Here is a 15,729-nt window from a genome sequence, read left to right as displayed (position 1 = left end):
GGCGGTGCTGGAATAAGTGTTTAGACCAAAGTCGTACGACCTGAGTTGTACGACTGATTGTCAATTGTTGGCTGCTGGTTTTTTCTTCAATGTATATCCGTGACTAATGCAAGATCTCAACAAAAGGGAATACCTTGAAATGAAAACTCTAACAAAAACGTTATTAGCCGCTTCAATTCTTGCAGCAGGAAGCGCAAATGCAGGCTATAAGATTGATATTGATGATAAAAGTAATATTACTTTTGGTGGTTATATCAAAGTAGATACGCGCTTTGTATCTGGTGATATTGCCTATCGTGACTTCTGGATTGGTAACGGTGCCGTTTTGCCTGAAGATCAAAGTCAATTTCGAATTTTTGCCGACGAAACACGCTTCAATACAAAATATGTTAATGGCGATTTGATGGGTTTCATTGAGATGGATTTCTTGGGTGGAGGGGGGAATCAAATTGTTTCTAACTCTTCAAAGCCTCGAATTCGCCATGCATTCATTAAATATAAAGATTTTACAGCGGGACAAACGTGGACAACCTTCATGAATACAGCTGCAATCCCTGAAACTGCAGACTTTGCTGGAGCTACGGTCGGTTTGGCGTTTATCCGTCAAGGCTTATTACGCTACAGTAAAAATGGATTTCAAATTGCACTAGAAAACCCTGAAAGCTGGGGTGGCGACTCTTCAAAAGACTCGATGCCAGATGTTATTGCTCGTTATGACTTTAAAGGCGACTGGGGAACGATTTCGGTTTCAGGGTTAGGACGTGAACTTGTGACCCAATTAGGCAAAAAAGAAATGGCATTTGGCGGCTCAATCGCAGGTAAATTAAAAGTGGGTGATAAAGACGACTTCAAATTCCAAGCTCATTTTGGTGAAGTTGGTCGTTATATTGGGGTGGGGGCATCACCTGATGTGATTGGTGAAGAGGTTGAGAAGGTGACTTCTTATTTAGGTGCTTATCGCCATTTTTGGACAGATACGATGCGCTCAAATGTGTTCTTCGGAAATATCACCTCAGACGTTGCAGATATTGACCGCAACCAATGGGGGGTCAATGTTTTCGAAGATATTACTAAACAATTAACCCTTGGCTTCGAAGTTGGGCAGTTTACAATGAAAGGCCCTGATGCCGATTCATTTTACGGGCAGCTTTCCCTTCGTTACATGTTGTAAATGCAAGATAAACCTGAGACTTAAAATTCTGGTCTCAGGTGTTTCTTTTGTATCGATAGGAATAAATCAAATGTCAGAGACCATTCTTCAAGTAGAAAACATTTCCCTCGCTTTTGGCGGTGTCAAAGCATTAACTGACGTGAGTTTTGATGTACCAAAAGGTTCCGTATTTTCAATTATTGGCCCGAACGGAGCTGGTAAAACTTCAATGCTCAATTGTATTTCTGGGCGTTACCAGCCCAACAGTGGCAGTATCCGTTTTAATGGCATTAATGTCACTTATCTCAAACCGAATGACAGAGCAGACTTAGGTATCGGCCGTACCTTTCAAAATTTAGCCTTATTTGGCCATATGACTGTACTCGATAACATCATGGTTGGCCGCCATCATTTGATGAACAATAACTGGTTCACAGGGCCGCTTTATTGGTTTTCAAAGGCTCAAAAAGAAGAACTAGCACACCGTAGCGAAGTAGAAAAAATCATCGACTTTCTTGAAATCTCTCATGTTCGTAAATCTATCGCCGGCAATTTGTCCTATGGCTTACGTAAGCGAGTAGAGCTGGCTCGTGCTATGGCATTAAACCCGAAACTCATTTTGCTTGATGAACCTATGGCCGGAATGAACTTAGAAGAAAAAGAAGACATGGCCAGATACATCCTAGATCTTAATGAAGAGTTCGGCGTCACTATCGTGATGATTGAGCATGACATGGGTGTAGTCATGGATATTTCTCACCAAATCATGGTACTGGATTTTGGCAAAAAGTTGATTTGTGATTCACCCGATAAAGTCATGGATGATCCACATGTTAAGCAAGCTTACCTTGGTCTTGAGGATGAATTAGAGGAGGCATGTTAATGAAACATAAAGACATGCTCAAAGAGCACAGTAGATACATTAAAAGCTTAAATACATTCCCGAAAATTTTGCGTTATAACGCCGCACATTGGCCAAATGATGTCGCTATGCGCGAAAAAGAATTTGGTATTTGGAATGAGTTTACTTGGAAAGGTTACCACCAACGCGTTGAGTGGATGGCGCTAGGTTTAGCACATCTCGGCATTAAAAAAGGCGAAACAATTGCTTTGCTTGGTGATAATCGACCTGAGTGGGTGTGGGGAGAAATTGCTGCTCATGCCATGGGGTGTTTTTCATTAGGAATATACCAAGATTCGATGCACGAAGAAGTTGCTTATCTACTTAATCACAGCAAAGCTTCGGTCGTAATCGCTGAAGATGAAGAGCAATGTGACAAGTTGCTCGAACTCGGTGATGACGTACCTTCATTAAAATACATTATTTACTGTGATCCCAAAGGGATGCGTAAATACGATAATAAGCAGCTTATCGATGTCGAAGATTTATATCGTATGGGACGTGACTTTGGCTCTTTGCATCGTGAGCTATACGATAAAATGGTAGATGAAACTAATCCAGAAGATGTTTCCATTTACTGCACAACATCTGGTACTACCTCACGACCTAAAATTGTACTCCTAAACAGTGGGCGCTTTATTGAACATTGCTGCTCATATCTTAGGGCAGATCCTCGTCAAGCTGGTGATAACTATGTATCTGTACTGCCATTACCTTGGATTATGGAACAGGTTTACGTTGTTGGACAGTCATTAATTAGTCGTCAAATTGTAAATTTTGTTGAAGAACAAGAAACCATGATGGCGGACTTACGTGAAATAGGTCCTAACTTTGTGTTGCTTGCACCTCGTGTGTGGGAGGGGATCCTTGCGGATGTTCAAGCTCGTATGATGGATTCAACACCGCTAAAGCGTTGGTTATTTGATTTTGCATTAAAGCGAGCTGGTAATGCATTAGATAAAGGCAAAAAATCGTTTTTGGCTGAAGTGTTGTTAAACAAAGCACTGAAAGATCGTCTTGGCTTTTCGTTTTTGACATCTGCAGCAACAGGTGGAGCTGCGATGGGGCCTGATACTTTTCGTTTTTTCCAAAGTATTGGAGTGCCATTACGTCAGCTTTATGGACAAACAGAAATGGCAGGTGCTTATACCATTCATAAAGCAGACGATGTGGATTACGACTCTGTGGGTGTCGCGTTTGATACCGCTAACCTCAAAGTGATCAATGCCGATGAACAGGGACTTGGAGAGGTAATTTCTAAGACAACTGGAATGTTTATTGGTTATTTAAACAATGAAGAATCTTACAACGAAGACGTAATTGATGGTTGGATGCACACAGGTGACGCGGGTTATTTCAAGGAAAACGGTCACCTTGTGGTGATTGATCGAATAAAAGACCTAGCAAAAACCAGTCATGGTATACAGTTTTCACCTCAATATATTGAAAACAAGTTGAAGTTTTCTTCCTATATTGGTGAAACGGTGATCTTAGGTAAAGCTAGGCCTTACCTCTCAGCTATTCTTTGTATTCGTTACAGTATTGTCGCTAAATGGGCCGAACAAGCAGGTTACGCATTTACTAACTACACCAATTTATCAACCTTACCAGAAGTGTATGAAAAGCTAATGAGTGAAGTTAAAAAAGTGAATGAAACGCTACCTGAACCACAGAAAATTCGTAAATTTATACTGCTTTACAAAGAGTTAGATGCCGATGATGGAGAGCTAACTCGTACTCGTAAGGTACGGCGTGGTGTGATTGCAGAAAAGTATGGTGACATTATTAATTCAATTTACAGCGGTGATGATCACGTTGATGTTGATACTATGATTACCTTCCAAGATGGCAGCACATCTCGAATTCAAACTCAGTTAACTGTCGCCAATGTGCTACCCGTTGATGAACCTGAGGTTATCACAAACGAAGATACGAGGATTGCATCATGAATACGGATTTATTATTACAGCTGATCATTAATGGATTAATTGTAGGGCTGCTTTATGGTGTGGTTGGGATGTGCTTTGTGTTGGTTTATAAGTCAACGCAAATCGTAAACTTCGCTCAAGGTGAGTTTCTATTGCTAGGCGCTTGGGTTTGCTGGGCATTTTTAGTTTATATGCAAATACCATTCTTTTTAGGCTTCATTTTCACCATGCTATTTATGGCGTTATTTGGCGTATTACTGCAAATGATAGTGCTAAGGCCCATGATTGGTGAGCCGATTATTTCAGTCATTATGGTGACAATCGGGTTATCTATCTTCTTTCAAGCTCTGACAAAATGGATATTTGGTGTTGCGCCGCAAAGTTATCCTAAAGTATTCGAAGCCAATTCAGTCGATGTCTTTGGTTTGAGTATCGAACCAGCTTATTTAATGAGTACGGTTATCGCGTTGATGATCATGATTGGGTTTTACTTCTTTTTTAAACACTCAAAACATGGTTTAGCGATGCGTGCTACAGCCTTTGATCAACAAGCCGCACAAAGCTTGGGCATTTCGGTTAAGCAAGTATTTGCCATGAGTTGGGGCATCGCCGCAACTGTATCCGCAACTGCTGGTGTTGTGATGGGAATGGTAAATGGCGTATCTGATTCATTATCCGTTCTGGGAATTAAAGTATTCCCTGCGGTCATTCTCGGCGGGCTTGATTCCATTGTGGGTGCCATTGTAGGTGGCTTAACCATTGGTGTGCTTGAAAACTTAGCTGAATTTTTCGACAGCCAGTACTTCCACATCGGTAACATGTATGACATTGCCCCTTTTTATGTACTTCTGATCATTCTTTGGTTCAAGCCTTATGGTTTGTTTGGAACTAAAGACATCGAACGCATTTAAGAGCATGTAGGAGAATTATTATGTCAAGTTTAGCTATGCGTCCTTGCGGTGATTTTAGAACCTCATACCGACAGGACAACACCATTTTTGAAACACAAACCATCCGCTGGTTTACTATTTTGGCAATAGCAGCGGCCTGCTTTGCACCACTTGTTTTTGATGCTTATTATTTGACGCTATTTATTCAAGTGTCATATCTAGGCATCGCCGCGTTAGGCTTAAATATACTGGTGGGCTTCACAGGTCAAATATCATTAGGTCACGGTGCGTTCTTTGGTTTTGGTGCCTTTGCTTCTGCTTGGTTAAATACCAGCTTTAACATTCCAGTTGTGTTTTGCATCCCATTGGCCGGTTTCTTAACTATGGCGGTGGGCATGATGTTTGGGATGCCAGCGGCCAGAATTAAAGGGCTGTATTTGGCAATCGCCACACTGGCTGCACAATTTATTATGGAAGACTTCTTTGCCCGGGCAGATTGGTTTTCTGGTGGTAGTGCAGGGTCGTTGGCCGAACCTATTAGCTTATTTGGTTTCGCATTTGATACAGATGAAAGCTTTTACTACGTCGCATTATTTGCGCTGGTGTTTATGTTCATTTGGGGCTGCAACTTAATGCGAAGTCGAGATGGTCGCGCATTTGTTGCTGTGAGAGATCACTATTTAAGCGCAGAAATTATGGGCGTTAAGCTCAATAAATATCGCCTTCTTTCATTTGGGATTTCCAGTTTTTATTCGGGTATTGGTGGTGCGCTTTATGCTCATTACTTAGGTTATGTCTCTGCAGAAGGCTTCACAATCTTCATGTCTATTCAATTCTTAGCCATGATTATCATCGGCGGCTTGGGCTCAATTAAAGGCACTATGCTTGGTGTTATCTTTATGGTGTTGCTGCCTGAAGCGATGGAAAGTGGTGTTGGTTTACTAAAAGAAACGGACATTGGTAACAGCCCGATGTTGGTGGACGGCTTGGCTTACATAAAAGAAATGGCAATTGGCCTAGTTATTATCTTATTCCTCATTTTTGAGCCAGAAGGATTGGCGCATCGTTGGAATCAAATCAAAAACTATTGGAAGTGTTATCCATTTACATACTAATTCGTCATGCCAGTGAAAGCTGGCATCCAGTGACTTTTGTTGTTCAGTTTTTAAAGCCACATGGAAAATTCAAAATAAATAAGTTAAGGGAAATAACCATGAAACTATCAAAACTAACACTAGCTACACTCATGAGCATTGGAGCTTTATCGGCCGCAGCACAAGCGGAAGATAAAGTGTTCGTCGGTCATCTTGCGGATATGTCGGGACCAACAGCCTTTGTTGGTAAGGAATATGCGAATGGTATTCGAGATGCACTCGCCTATATCAATAAAAACGGCGGCATTAAAGGGACAGGCTTAGAGTTTGAAACGATAGACTACGCCTATAAAGTACCTCAAGCCATTGCTTCATATAAAAAATGGAAAACTCGTAAAAAAATGGTCGCAATGCAGGGATGGGGAACGGCTGATACTGAAGCACTTATTTCGTTTGTTTCAAAAGATAAAATCCCTGTTTTTTCAGCATCTTATTCAGGGCATTTAACCGACCCTCAAGGTAAAAATCCTCATACGAAAAAACCAGCGCCTTATAACTTCTTTTATGGTGCTTCTTATTCAGATTCCTGCCGAGCTTTAGCTCAATGGGCTGCGAAAGATTGGAAAACAAAAGGTGGCCAAGGCCAGCCAAAATTTACCCATATAGGGGCTAACCATCCGTTCCCAAATGCACCTAAAAAAGCATGTGCCGAATATGCAAAAGAACTGGGTTTTGACGTTCAACCTCCAGTTGTGATTTCTATGAAACCAGGCGACTTTAAAGCCCAATGTTTAAGCCTAAAAAGCTCTGGCACCAACTATGGATACATAGGCAACTTAGGCGGCTCAGTGATGTCTTTAGTTAAATCCTGTAACACAGTAGGTACCGATGTTCAGTTTATGTCGAATATTTGGGGTGGTGACCGCATGATTTTTGAAGCAACAGGTGAAGGAATTAAAAACTACATATTTCCGACAATGACACCTTTTTGGGATTCACAGGCTTCCGGAATGGAATTAGTTAAAGCTATTTCAAAAATGTCAGATGCAAATGGTGACAAGTTACGACCTCATCATTACATACGGGGTATTTGCTCAACCTATTACATGAAAGAAGCTATGGAATGGGCTAAGGATAACGGTGGGATTACAGGTGCGAATGTGAAAAAGGGTATGTACGCACGTAAAGATTGGGTACCAGTAGGGCTTGAGGGCGTTTGTTTGCCAGCAACATGGACCAACGAAGATCACCGTGGCATCGCAGAGGTCAATATTTATAAGGGTAATTACAACAAGGGTGATGTCAGCATTGAGCAAGTGGACACAGTGAGTCTTGAACGTCGTCCAGAGTGGTTAGGTTATTAATTTTTATTGAAGTTAAAAGTCAGGCCGCACTTACTTTGGTAAGTGCGGAGCGCAAGACGCTTAGAGTAATAAATTCAAGGAAGCCAAACTGATGAGTAATGCAGCCGAGCAAATTCAACCAGAAGAAATTGTACTTTCAATTAATAATATTGAAGTGGTTTACGATGATGTGATTCAGGTTTTAAGGGGGGTAAGTATTGATGTTCCTAAAGGAAAGATTATCACCTTACTTGGCCCTAATGGTGCAGGGAAATCAACCACGCTTAAGTCTATTTCTGGATTACTGAAAACTGAAAACGGTGAAGTAACGAAAGGTGATATTACCTTTTTGGATCAGCGCATTGATAATACTAATGCGGCAGATATAGTAAGTGCAGGTCTTTTTCAAGTAATGGAAGGGCGACGAATCATTGAAGATATGACGGTAGTCGAGAATCTGCGTCTGGGTGCTTATACCAGAAATGATAGTGAAATAGGTTCAGACATCGAGATGGTATTTTCCTATTTTCCGAGATTAAAAGAACGTACAGGACTCGCGGGATACCTTTCGGGTGGAGAACAACAAATGTTGGCAATTGGTCGTGCTTTAATGGCTAGGCCTAAAATGATCTGCCTTGATGAGCCTTCAATGGGGCTTTCACCACTCCTTGTAAAAGAAGTTTTCGGTATTATTGAGAAAATTAACCGTGAACAGGGCATTACCATGCTCTTAGTTGAGCAGAACGCTAATTATGCATTGAAAGCAGCACATTACGGCTACATTATGGAGTCAGGAAAAATTGTACTTGATGGCACTAGAGAACAACTTTTGAATAATGAAGATGTTAAAGAGTTCTATCTTGGAGGTGGTAATGAAGAGCGCAAAAGCTTTAAAAACCTGAAGTCTTATAAGCGCCGTAAACGTTGGTTATGATTAAATAGGAGAGTGTGAATATGTCAGAAACTAATTCAAAGACTCACGAATGGGAAAGTGCTTGTCCGTTTATTAATACCATCGCTTCTACTTCAGCTAAAGAAAGTCTACCTCAGGCAGCTCGAGAAATTGAGCTTTTCCATAAGCTTAAGTTGCTTGTGACTCGATTAGCGAAAGAAAGTGAATATTACAGTAAAGCGTTTTCAGATATACAATTATTGGAGACGTCACACATTACTCGAGAAAACTTAGCGAAATTACCACTTATTCGTAAATCTGATCTTGCGGAGCTTCAAGCTAAAAACTCACCATTTGGCGGTATTACTTCAGGAAGGACTCAATTACAACGCTTATTCCAATCACCGGGTAATATTTATGAAGGTGCCATGGACAGCGTTGATTGGTGGCGCATGTCACAAGCTTTTCATTCTGCAGGCTTTACTCATGGTGATGTGGTATTGAATACACTTTCTTATCACTTAACACCGGGTGGTTTTATTATGGACTCTGGTGCGAGAGCATGTGGATGCACAGTCATTCCAGCAGGGCCGGGGCAAACAGAACAGCAACTTGATGCAATCGCGCATTTTAAACCAAATGGTTATTGTGGTACGCCTTCATTTTTAAATATTTTGATTGATAAAGCCAAGCTTCGTGGTCACCAAGTTTCATTTACAAAAGCGCTCGTCACGGGTGAAGCTTTAACATCAGATTTGAGACAAAAATTTATTGAGCATGGAATAAATGTCAAACAAGCCTATGCAACTGCTGATGTTGGTTTAATTGCCTTTGAAGGAAATGCCAGCGAAGGCTGGGTGCTTGCCGAAGATATTATTGTTGAAATTGTAAAGCCGGGCTCAGGTGAGCTTGTTCGTGATGGCGAAGTCGGGGAGCTTGTAGTAACTACACTTGATGAGCGTTATCCATTGGTACGTTTTGCTACTGGTGATTTAACCGCATATTATAAAGAAGAAAGCTCATGTGGCAGAACTAACCACCGTATTAAAGGTTGGTTAGGGCGAGCTGATCAAATGGTTAAAGTGAAAGGAATGTTCGTTCATCTATCGCAATTGGAAAAAATTGTATCCTTATACCCTGAAATTTCAAACGCACGTTTTGTAGTTACAAGAGAAAATCATAATGATGTGTTTACGTTTGAATATTCTTCCAATGCCGATTTAGACAGTTATTTAGCTAACACAATTAAAAATGTGACTAAGTTATCTGCTTCTATATCCAAAATAGATGAATTACCACAAACTAATAAAATTATAGATTTACGCTAGGGTCTGTTGATCTTCCATGATTAAATTTTGTGCTATTTGAGCATTTATCTATTCAAGGCGTGAGCAGTGATGCTTAGCCATCTAAGTGAGCTGGTCACAACACAGAACAGCGAATGCTCAAAAGCATCGAAAAAAGAGAGAGCGTAAATTGGTCGCTCTTTCTAAATCAAAGGTGCTGCGTTATTGTTTTCTTATTTGGAAACGAAGTAACGACAGTTGTGTATGTCGATAATAACCAAACCTCACAAACTCTGCCTTGCATAAAATAACCAATTTATCGCTGCAAAAACAATCACGAAAGATCAACAGACCCTAGTACATCACTTTTAGTGATGCGAACTATAATGTCTTAGTTTAAAAATTGACATGTCAATATATAAGCATCACTGAGGTAAAGGCACCAAAGTTTGCTAGAATGCTGTAATTTTTATTAGTAGTAGAATTTTATGCCTTATATATGTCCACTCTGTGCCCAGCCTTTAAGTCAAATAGAACGTACTTATAAATGTAAAAACAGGCATAGTTTTGATATCGCTAAAGAAGGGTATGTGAACTTGTTGCCAGTTCATAAAAAGAGCTCTATTGATCCTGGTGATAACAAAGAAATGATGCGGTCACGACGAGAATTTCTGGATAAAGGTTTTTATCAGTATCTCAGCGACAGAATTAATCAACTCATTTTGGAGTTCAAATTAAATGTAACCAATTTGCTTGATATAGGTTGTGGCGAAGGTTACTACACTAATCGGCTTGTAGAGTCCCTTTCCTCTCAATCTTCCACCAATGCCTATGGTTTAGATATATCAAAAACCGCAGTTAAACTTGCGGCTAAACGCTATAAAGACGTAAATTTTTGTGTTGCTAGCGCATTTGATACACCATTCGCTGATAATAGTTTTGATGGTGTATTGAAAGTCTATGCACCATCGGCTTTAACAGAGCTTAAGCGGATCATTAAACAAGACGGTTATTTGATTACTGTATCGCCGGGACCAGAACATCATTGGTTTTTAAAAACCGTGATTTATTCTGAACCCAAACTGAATAGTAATGAGGATGATTTATTGGAAGGGTTCGAGCTTGTTCATTCAGAACGTCTGCAATCATTGATGAGTTTGAATGAAGCAACCGATGTTACTAATTTCTTAAGTATGACGCCTTATGCTTGGAAACTATCCGAGTTTCAGAAAAGCCAACTTTGTGCAAACAACCTAAAATGTGAACTGGACTTTAAAATTCAAATCCATAAACGATGTTAAACAGGAAGAATAACTAGGACAAAAGTATATATCTTCAGCTTTTGTTCAGTTTACTCGGGCAAAAATTGGATTAATTGTTCGCTATATACTCGGTTCTCGCTTGATTTTACAAATATTTTCGCACTTTGGCGTATCAAAGTTGACATATATTTTAAATGGTTTATAGTTCACTCAGCTTGAAGGTTGGGCTCATATTTATGTATATATCACGACAATGTTCGTCCTGTAAACATAAGTACTACCGGCATTTTTAGCGTAATCGCCGTTAAGGCTTAAAATTAAATATTTACAGGATTTATATCATGTCAAAAACTACTGGTACCGTTAAATGGTTCAACTCTGATAAAGGTTTCGGATTTATTGAGCAAGAATCAGGTCCAGATGTGTTTGTACACTTCCGTGCTATTAACTCTGAAGGTTTCAAAACTTTAGACGAAGGCCAGAAAGTTGCTTTCACTGTTACTCAAGGCCAAAAAGGCCCACAAGCTGAAGACGTAACTGTTGTAGGCTAACATTTTTTACAGTATTTATACTGTAAAAACTTTAAAAAGCTGTGATTGTTCACAGCTTTTTTGTATTTGTAAAAAAATATAAGATGTACTCATCTTCAAGAGAAAAGCGTATCTTCTAATCGCTTGCCACGTAATATCGACTTATATTGAAGTTTGTTCTGACTAAACATTTCAAATAAGCGGATTTCTAAGTTAGGTTCTTCATTTACACAGTATTCAATAATAAAAGTGTCTTGCTGTGAATGCTCAACATGCTTGATACCATTCATTAATTTTATAACGTTAACCAAATTAGCCGTTTGGGTTTGTTCCATGGTTAAAGTGATAAAATCATTCTTTTCAGTTTGATTTTTCAAAGAAATGGATTGCTGTAGAGAACCATTCTCTAGGTATAAAACTTGATCACATAATTTTTCAAGTTCGTCCAAGTTGTGGGAGCTAATCAAGAAGTTAGTGTTTTCTTGCTGTTCAGAAACGATGGAGCGTATTTTTTTAGCATTAGCAGGATCGATACCTGCCGTTGGTTCATCCAGTAGAATGAGCTTAGGTGAGCCTATAAAAGTTTGTGCAATCGCGACACGTTTTCCCATGCCATGACTCAATGCCGTTGGTTTTTCTTTAGCCGTATCTCTTAGGTCAACTAAGTCTAGAACACGATCTGCCTCTTTTAGTGACTCAGCTTTACTTAAACCTTGAAGTTGTGCAAAAAACGATAATTGGGCAGAGATTGATAGGCTAGGATCCAGTAAGCTGTCTTGAGGTAAAGCGGCAAGATTTCCGATAAGGCTTCTTTCTCCTGGGCGTTGATCCAAGATACGAACACTTCCATTACTTGGTTTCAAAAAGCCACAAAGAAGATTAAAAAGGGTGGTTTTTCCCGCACCATTTGGCCCCACTAAAGCAATTGGTGCGCCTGGCTGGATTTCGAAACTCACTTTATTGAGTGCTGTTTTGCTTCCATAAAGCTTTGTTAAATCGTTACAAGTAATCAGGCTCATAATGCCTTCCTTTGAATATAGAACCTACCAAACGTTAATATCGCAACTGTCTGAAGTAGAGGAATAAGTGAATATGAAAGAACACCGACGCCTTGAGTATTTATCATATCGAAAATTTGTTCACCAGGTTTAATGAGGTTAATAAAGCCAGTTTGAGGCAAATAATAATTAATAATTGAAAAAACAATTGAAACAATAGTCATTAACAAAATAGCTAAAATAGTTGCTTGTCGTGCGCCTTTTGCATATAAAGAAAATACACCTAAAAGAGCGGTATATGGCAATAGATTTATAATCAATGCTACGGAAACAAGAGTGCCAATGGATAATGCTGGTAAAAGCAAATCAAATTCGCGGTAGGTGGCGAGTATGATAGTTGCGACTACAGATATAATAATTAGCGTTGCTTGAATATAGATTTGAGCCAAAAAACGCCCGAAATATATACTGTCTCTTTGAGAACGTAGCAATAAAAACCTTAATGTACCGCGTTGCTTATCTGAAGCGAATTGATCGGCTGTGAGTATTAGGCTAAAAATTGGAAATGCGAGTAACGCAATCACCCAGTACACTGACATTTCTGCAACAGGCCAGTTAAGAATTTTTTCTGCATTATTTGAGTGCGCAAAGCCTGATGTAAACTCTTTAAAGCCATCAACAAGAATGAGTTCAGCGGCACTCTTTACGGGGTAAAAAAGAATCAGAGCCCATACTAAGGTAAAACAAGCTAATGCAATAATACCTCGTCGTTGAAAAAAGAGTTTACGAAGCTCAAAGTTAGCAATGAGCAAGGTGTTTGCTATTATGCTGGGTGATGATTTTATACTCATCTAGTCATCCAAATATTAAAAGATGAATTAACCATACAAGCACATCAAAGCAAATAACAAGTCAATGTAATGATTTATTACATATTAAGTAGTTTTAGGTTGAAAAAGTATCTAATTTTAGATTGATAGCTATGATTAGCATTAAAGTTAACATGCTTTTGAGGATTGGTTTAATGCAGATAAAGATTAATAATTTAAGTTTAATAAGCGTAACTGCGCTGTTATTCGTAACTGCTTGTGCTTCACAAAATGATATACCTTGTAAGCCATTATCAGATTTGGATTATAACAAAGATCCCGCAGCACTGTTCGCAGGATTAGATACTTGTTTGTCGGATGAAGAGTATACCAGTGCGGCAGAAATGTACTTAGCAGGAATGAATAATGCTCATTATGATTCTCTGCGTGTAGGCGACAGTTCAGTTTTTGATTCAGTGACTAAAATGAAAAACTCTAAGCTATCTGAACATTCCAAAGAGAGGCTAGATGCACTTGCTGAGGCAGTTCATAAAATGACAATCAACAATGCTAAAATTTGCAATAAGCTTAAATCTATTGGTAAACCTAATTATAAACCCAACTATCTTTCTGATTTGAAAGCAAATGGATATTCTGATGTCCAACACATAAACGAAATTATAAAAAACTTTGACGAAGAAGGGGCTTGGAGTCAATCACTTAATGAGATAACAGGCTGTAAATAATCACATGTTGTAATTTGAATATCTCTATAAAGTAGAGTAGGCTACTGGCTTCGCTATCGCTTATCCAGCAGCCCCTCTTCGATTCCGTGCATGAGGTTTTCCCTCACACGGCTCTGTTGTTACACTTCTCTCAGCCCCTTCACTTTGCTTATCATCTTGTCGTGGGTAAATACTCAAGACCAGCTTGGCGTAATTTTTCGTAAGCACCTCGTGATAGATACTTGCTTCGACGTTGACTTAAGCGACGATGCCAGCGATAGAACCGGTTTACTACAAATCCATTTATTCTGAAAAATACACCTCTGGGATAACCTATCCCACCAAAATAGTGTTTCCATCCCCTCAGAACTTGATTAACCTTATTTATCAGTACGCCAAGTGTATTTGAGGTTCGGTGTTTCACTATGTCTCTGATTTTATTTTTCAGCTTTGTTTGGCTCTTCTTAGACGCCTCTATCTTGATGTAACTGGTGCCTTTGATGAGGCCTGTGATCCGTTGAAAGTTAAAACCGAGGAAATCAAACTCATTCATCAGCTTTCCCATATCCACACAGTGGGTTTTACTTTGATTTAGCTTCAGACCTTCATCACTTAATTGCTGTGTTATCCAGTCCAGTTGCTCTTGTGTGTAGGTTTGCTTATGAAGTACAACAAAATCATCTGCATAGGTAACGATTTTACACGGTGTTTTTTCGTGTATTTTCAAACAGAAATCGTTGAGATAGATGTTAGCCAGTAGTGGAGAGATAACTCCGCCTTGCGGAGTGCCACATCGGCTTGCTTCTATTCGCCATTTCCCGTTGACCGTCTCTATGCTGATGGGCGCTTTGATAAAGTTTTTCAGCAAACTCAGAAAGCTGCTGTCGCTTATTCGCCTTTCTACTTTTGCCATCAACTTAGCGTGCGGTATGGTATCGAAATAGGCGCTCAAGTCAGCATCAAGTACGTGCTGATAGCCTTGTTTTAGGCTCATTTCAATGACTTTTACCGCTTGCTGGGCGTTTCGACATGGACGATAACCATAACTGTGTTCATGTAAATGAGGTTCGTAGACGGGTTGCATCACTATTGTCATCGCCATTTGCACAATTCTGTCACTGATTATCGGGATCCCAAGTTTCCGCGTTTTGCCGTTGTCTTTGAGTATTTCTACTCGTTTGACTGGGCTAGGTCGATAGTTTTTCTGTTGTAATTGAGTTTGAATTTCTTTTAACAGCGCAACGACTTTCTTTTGCTGCTCTAGATAACTGAATGTGATGCCATCAATTCCTGCTCCGCCTTTATTGGCTTTGCATCGTCGATAGGCTTCTTCGAGTATATCTAGGCGACTGAGTTTATCGTACAAGCTGTAAAATCGAAGCTCCGAGTTAAGCTTTGAGCGTAAGTAAAGTTTTCGCTGTAATATTCTGATATTTACTGGAGTGTTAGCCATATGGCAATTTCACCTCAAAAGTTACGTTAAAAAACGGGTGTAACACTGAGCCCCTTCCCTGATGTAAAGTTATGTTGTCTTCACGGTTAACGGTACTATGGGCTCATCCGACTGCCTGAGCGCCCTATCTGAAATTTCGGTTTACCTTATTATTCGGATAGTGCAAGTCACTACCTTCCAACACTCAGGCTCTCCCACGTTCACTTTATTTCCTTCAATACATGCCACTTCATATTACGCCGGAAGATCAAACAGATGCATTTACCAGTTGCTTCTCTGTTTGTGTCAGGGTTCGTCAACTAGGAAAGACTCCCCATCTTCATTTTTTGATTTACGACGCTTAACTGAATTCGCTTGATGCTGCGGCCTACATTGCATCTCAACCTTTATTCAAGGCCTTTGTCACAGGGCTTCATGTCATAGCGGTTACCCATTATGCATGCCCGTCAGATTTCGGGATGAACTGGT

Annotated in this window: 14 protein-coding genes; 11 read left to right on the top strand and 3 right to left on the bottom strand. The window is 39.8% G+C overall.

Translation table 11 applies throughout. From position 1 onward, the window contains the following. Positions 1 to 139: 139 nt before the first annotated feature. From E2I05_RS12290 to E2I05_RS12245, 10 genes are all read left to right on the top strand, one after another. Positions 140 to 1,171 carry a DcaP family trimeric outer membrane transporter gene (locus E2I05_RS12290; RefSeq protein ID WP_121854348.1) on the top strand — a complete coding sequence of 344 codons (1,032 nt, stop codon included), beginning with the start codon at positions 140 to 142 and terminating at the stop codon, positions 1,169 to 1,171. A gap of 70 nt (positions 1,172 to 1,241) precedes the next feature. Continuing rightward, positions 1,242 to 2,033, top strand: a complete 792-nt coding sequence (locus E2I05_RS12285; RefSeq protein WP_121854347.1) for an ABC transporter ATP-binding protein — start codon at positions 1,242 to 1,244, stop codon at positions 2,031 to 2,033. Further along, complete coding sequence (locus E2I05_RS12280) at positions 2,033 to 4,000, top strand: long-chain fatty acid--CoA ligase (protein ID WP_243641110.1); 1,968 nt, start codon at positions 2,033 to 2,035, stop codon at positions 3,998 to 4,000. The genes E2I05_RS12285 and E2I05_RS12280 overlap by 1 nt, the downstream gene beginning before the upstream one ends. After that, on the top strand, positions 3,997 to 4,890 hold the full coding sequence (locus E2I05_RS12275) for a branched-chain amino acid ABC transporter permease (protein ID WP_121854346.1): 894 nt from the start codon (positions 3,997 to 3,999) through the stop codon (positions 4,888 to 4,890). Before E2I05_RS12280 ends, E2I05_RS12275 begins: the two co-directional genes overlap by 4 nt. A 20-nt stretch (positions 4,891 to 4,910) precedes the next feature. Then, the gene (locus E2I05_RS12270) at positions 4,911 to 5,984 is read left to right on the top strand and encodes a branched-chain amino acid ABC transporter permease (RefSeq protein WP_121854345.1); all 1,074 of its coding nucleotides are present in this window, start codon (positions 4,911 to 4,913) and stop codon (positions 5,982 to 5,984) included. A 98-nt stretch (positions 5,985 to 6,082) separates the two neighbouring features. Then, positions 6,083 to 7,327, top strand: coding sequence for an ABC transporter substrate-binding protein (locus E2I05_RS12265; protein WP_121854351.1), 1,245 nt, complete (start codon positions 6,083 to 6,085; stop codon positions 7,325 to 7,327). Between the two features lie 91 nt (positions 7,328 to 7,418). After that, the gene (locus E2I05_RS12260; RefSeq protein ID WP_121854344.1) at positions 7,419 to 8,240 is read left to right on the top strand and encodes an ABC transporter ATP-binding protein; all 822 of its coding nucleotides are present in this window, start codon (positions 7,419 to 7,421) and stop codon (positions 8,238 to 8,240) included. A gap of 20 nt (positions 8,241 to 8,260) precedes the next feature. Next, on the top strand, positions 8,261 to 9,526 hold the full coding sequence (locus tag E2I05_RS12255) for a phenylacetate--CoA ligase family protein (protein WP_121854343.1): 1,266 nt from the start codon (positions 8,261 to 8,263) through the stop codon (positions 9,524 to 9,526). Positions 9,527 to 9,972: 446 nt separating this feature from the next. Beyond that, positions 9,973 to 10,785 (top strand): 23S rRNA (guanine(745)-N(1))-methyltransferase, encoded by an 813-nt coding sequence (gene rlmA / locus E2I05_RS12250; protein WP_121854342.1) that lies wholly within the window; start codon positions 9,973 to 9,975, stop codon positions 10,783 to 10,785. Between the two features lie 302 nt (positions 10,786 to 11,087). Continuing rightward, positions 11,088 to 11,297 (top strand): cold-shock protein, encoded by a 210-nt coding sequence (locus tag E2I05_RS12245; RefSeq protein ID WP_121854341.1) that lies wholly within the window; start codon positions 11,088 to 11,090, stop codon positions 11,295 to 11,297. Positions 11,298 to 11,392: 95 nt separating this feature from the next. Here the strand turns inward: E2I05_RS12245 and E2I05_RS12240 are convergent, their stop codons facing one another. Together E2I05_RS12240 and E2I05_RS12235 are read right to left on the bottom strand one after the other, a co-directional pair. Beyond that, a complete protein-coding gene (locus tag E2I05_RS12240) occupies positions 11,393 to 12,295 on the bottom strand; it encodes an ABC transporter ATP-binding protein (protein WP_121854340.1) in 903 nt (300 codons plus the stop codon). After that, entirely contained in the window at positions 12,292 to 13,125 is an 834-nt protein-coding gene (locus E2I05_RS12235; RefSeq protein ID WP_243641109.1) for an ABC transporter permease subunit, read from the bottom strand. The genes E2I05_RS12240 and E2I05_RS12235 overlap by 4 nt, the downstream gene beginning before the upstream one ends. Before the next feature lie 131 nt (positions 13,126 to 13,256). Between E2I05_RS12235 and E2I05_RS12230 the strand changes: the two genes are divergently transcribed. Next, a complete protein-coding gene (locus E2I05_RS12230; RefSeq protein ID WP_121854339.1) occupies positions 13,257 to 13,829 on the top strand; it encodes a hypothetical protein in 573 nt (190 codons plus the stop codon). Between the two features lie 151 nt (positions 13,830 to 13,980). Here the strand turns inward: E2I05_RS12230 and ltrA are convergent, their stop codons facing one another. Then, complete coding sequence (gene ltrA, locus E2I05_RS12225) at positions 13,981 to 15,261, bottom strand: group II intron reverse transcriptase/maturase (RefSeq protein WP_133309670.1); 1,281 nt, start codon at positions 15,259 to 15,261, stop codon at positions 13,981 to 13,983. Positions 15,262 to 15,729 lie beyond the last annotated feature (468 nt).

The sequence above is a fragment of the Parashewanella spongiae genome, assembly GCF_004358345.1.
Classification (GTDB): Bacteria; Pseudomonadota; Gammaproteobacteria; order Enterobacterales; family Shewanellaceae; genus Parashewanella; species Parashewanella spongiae.
The sequence above is the reverse complement of the archived record's forward strand: the minus strand, read 5'-3'. Positions and strand labels throughout refer to the sequence as shown.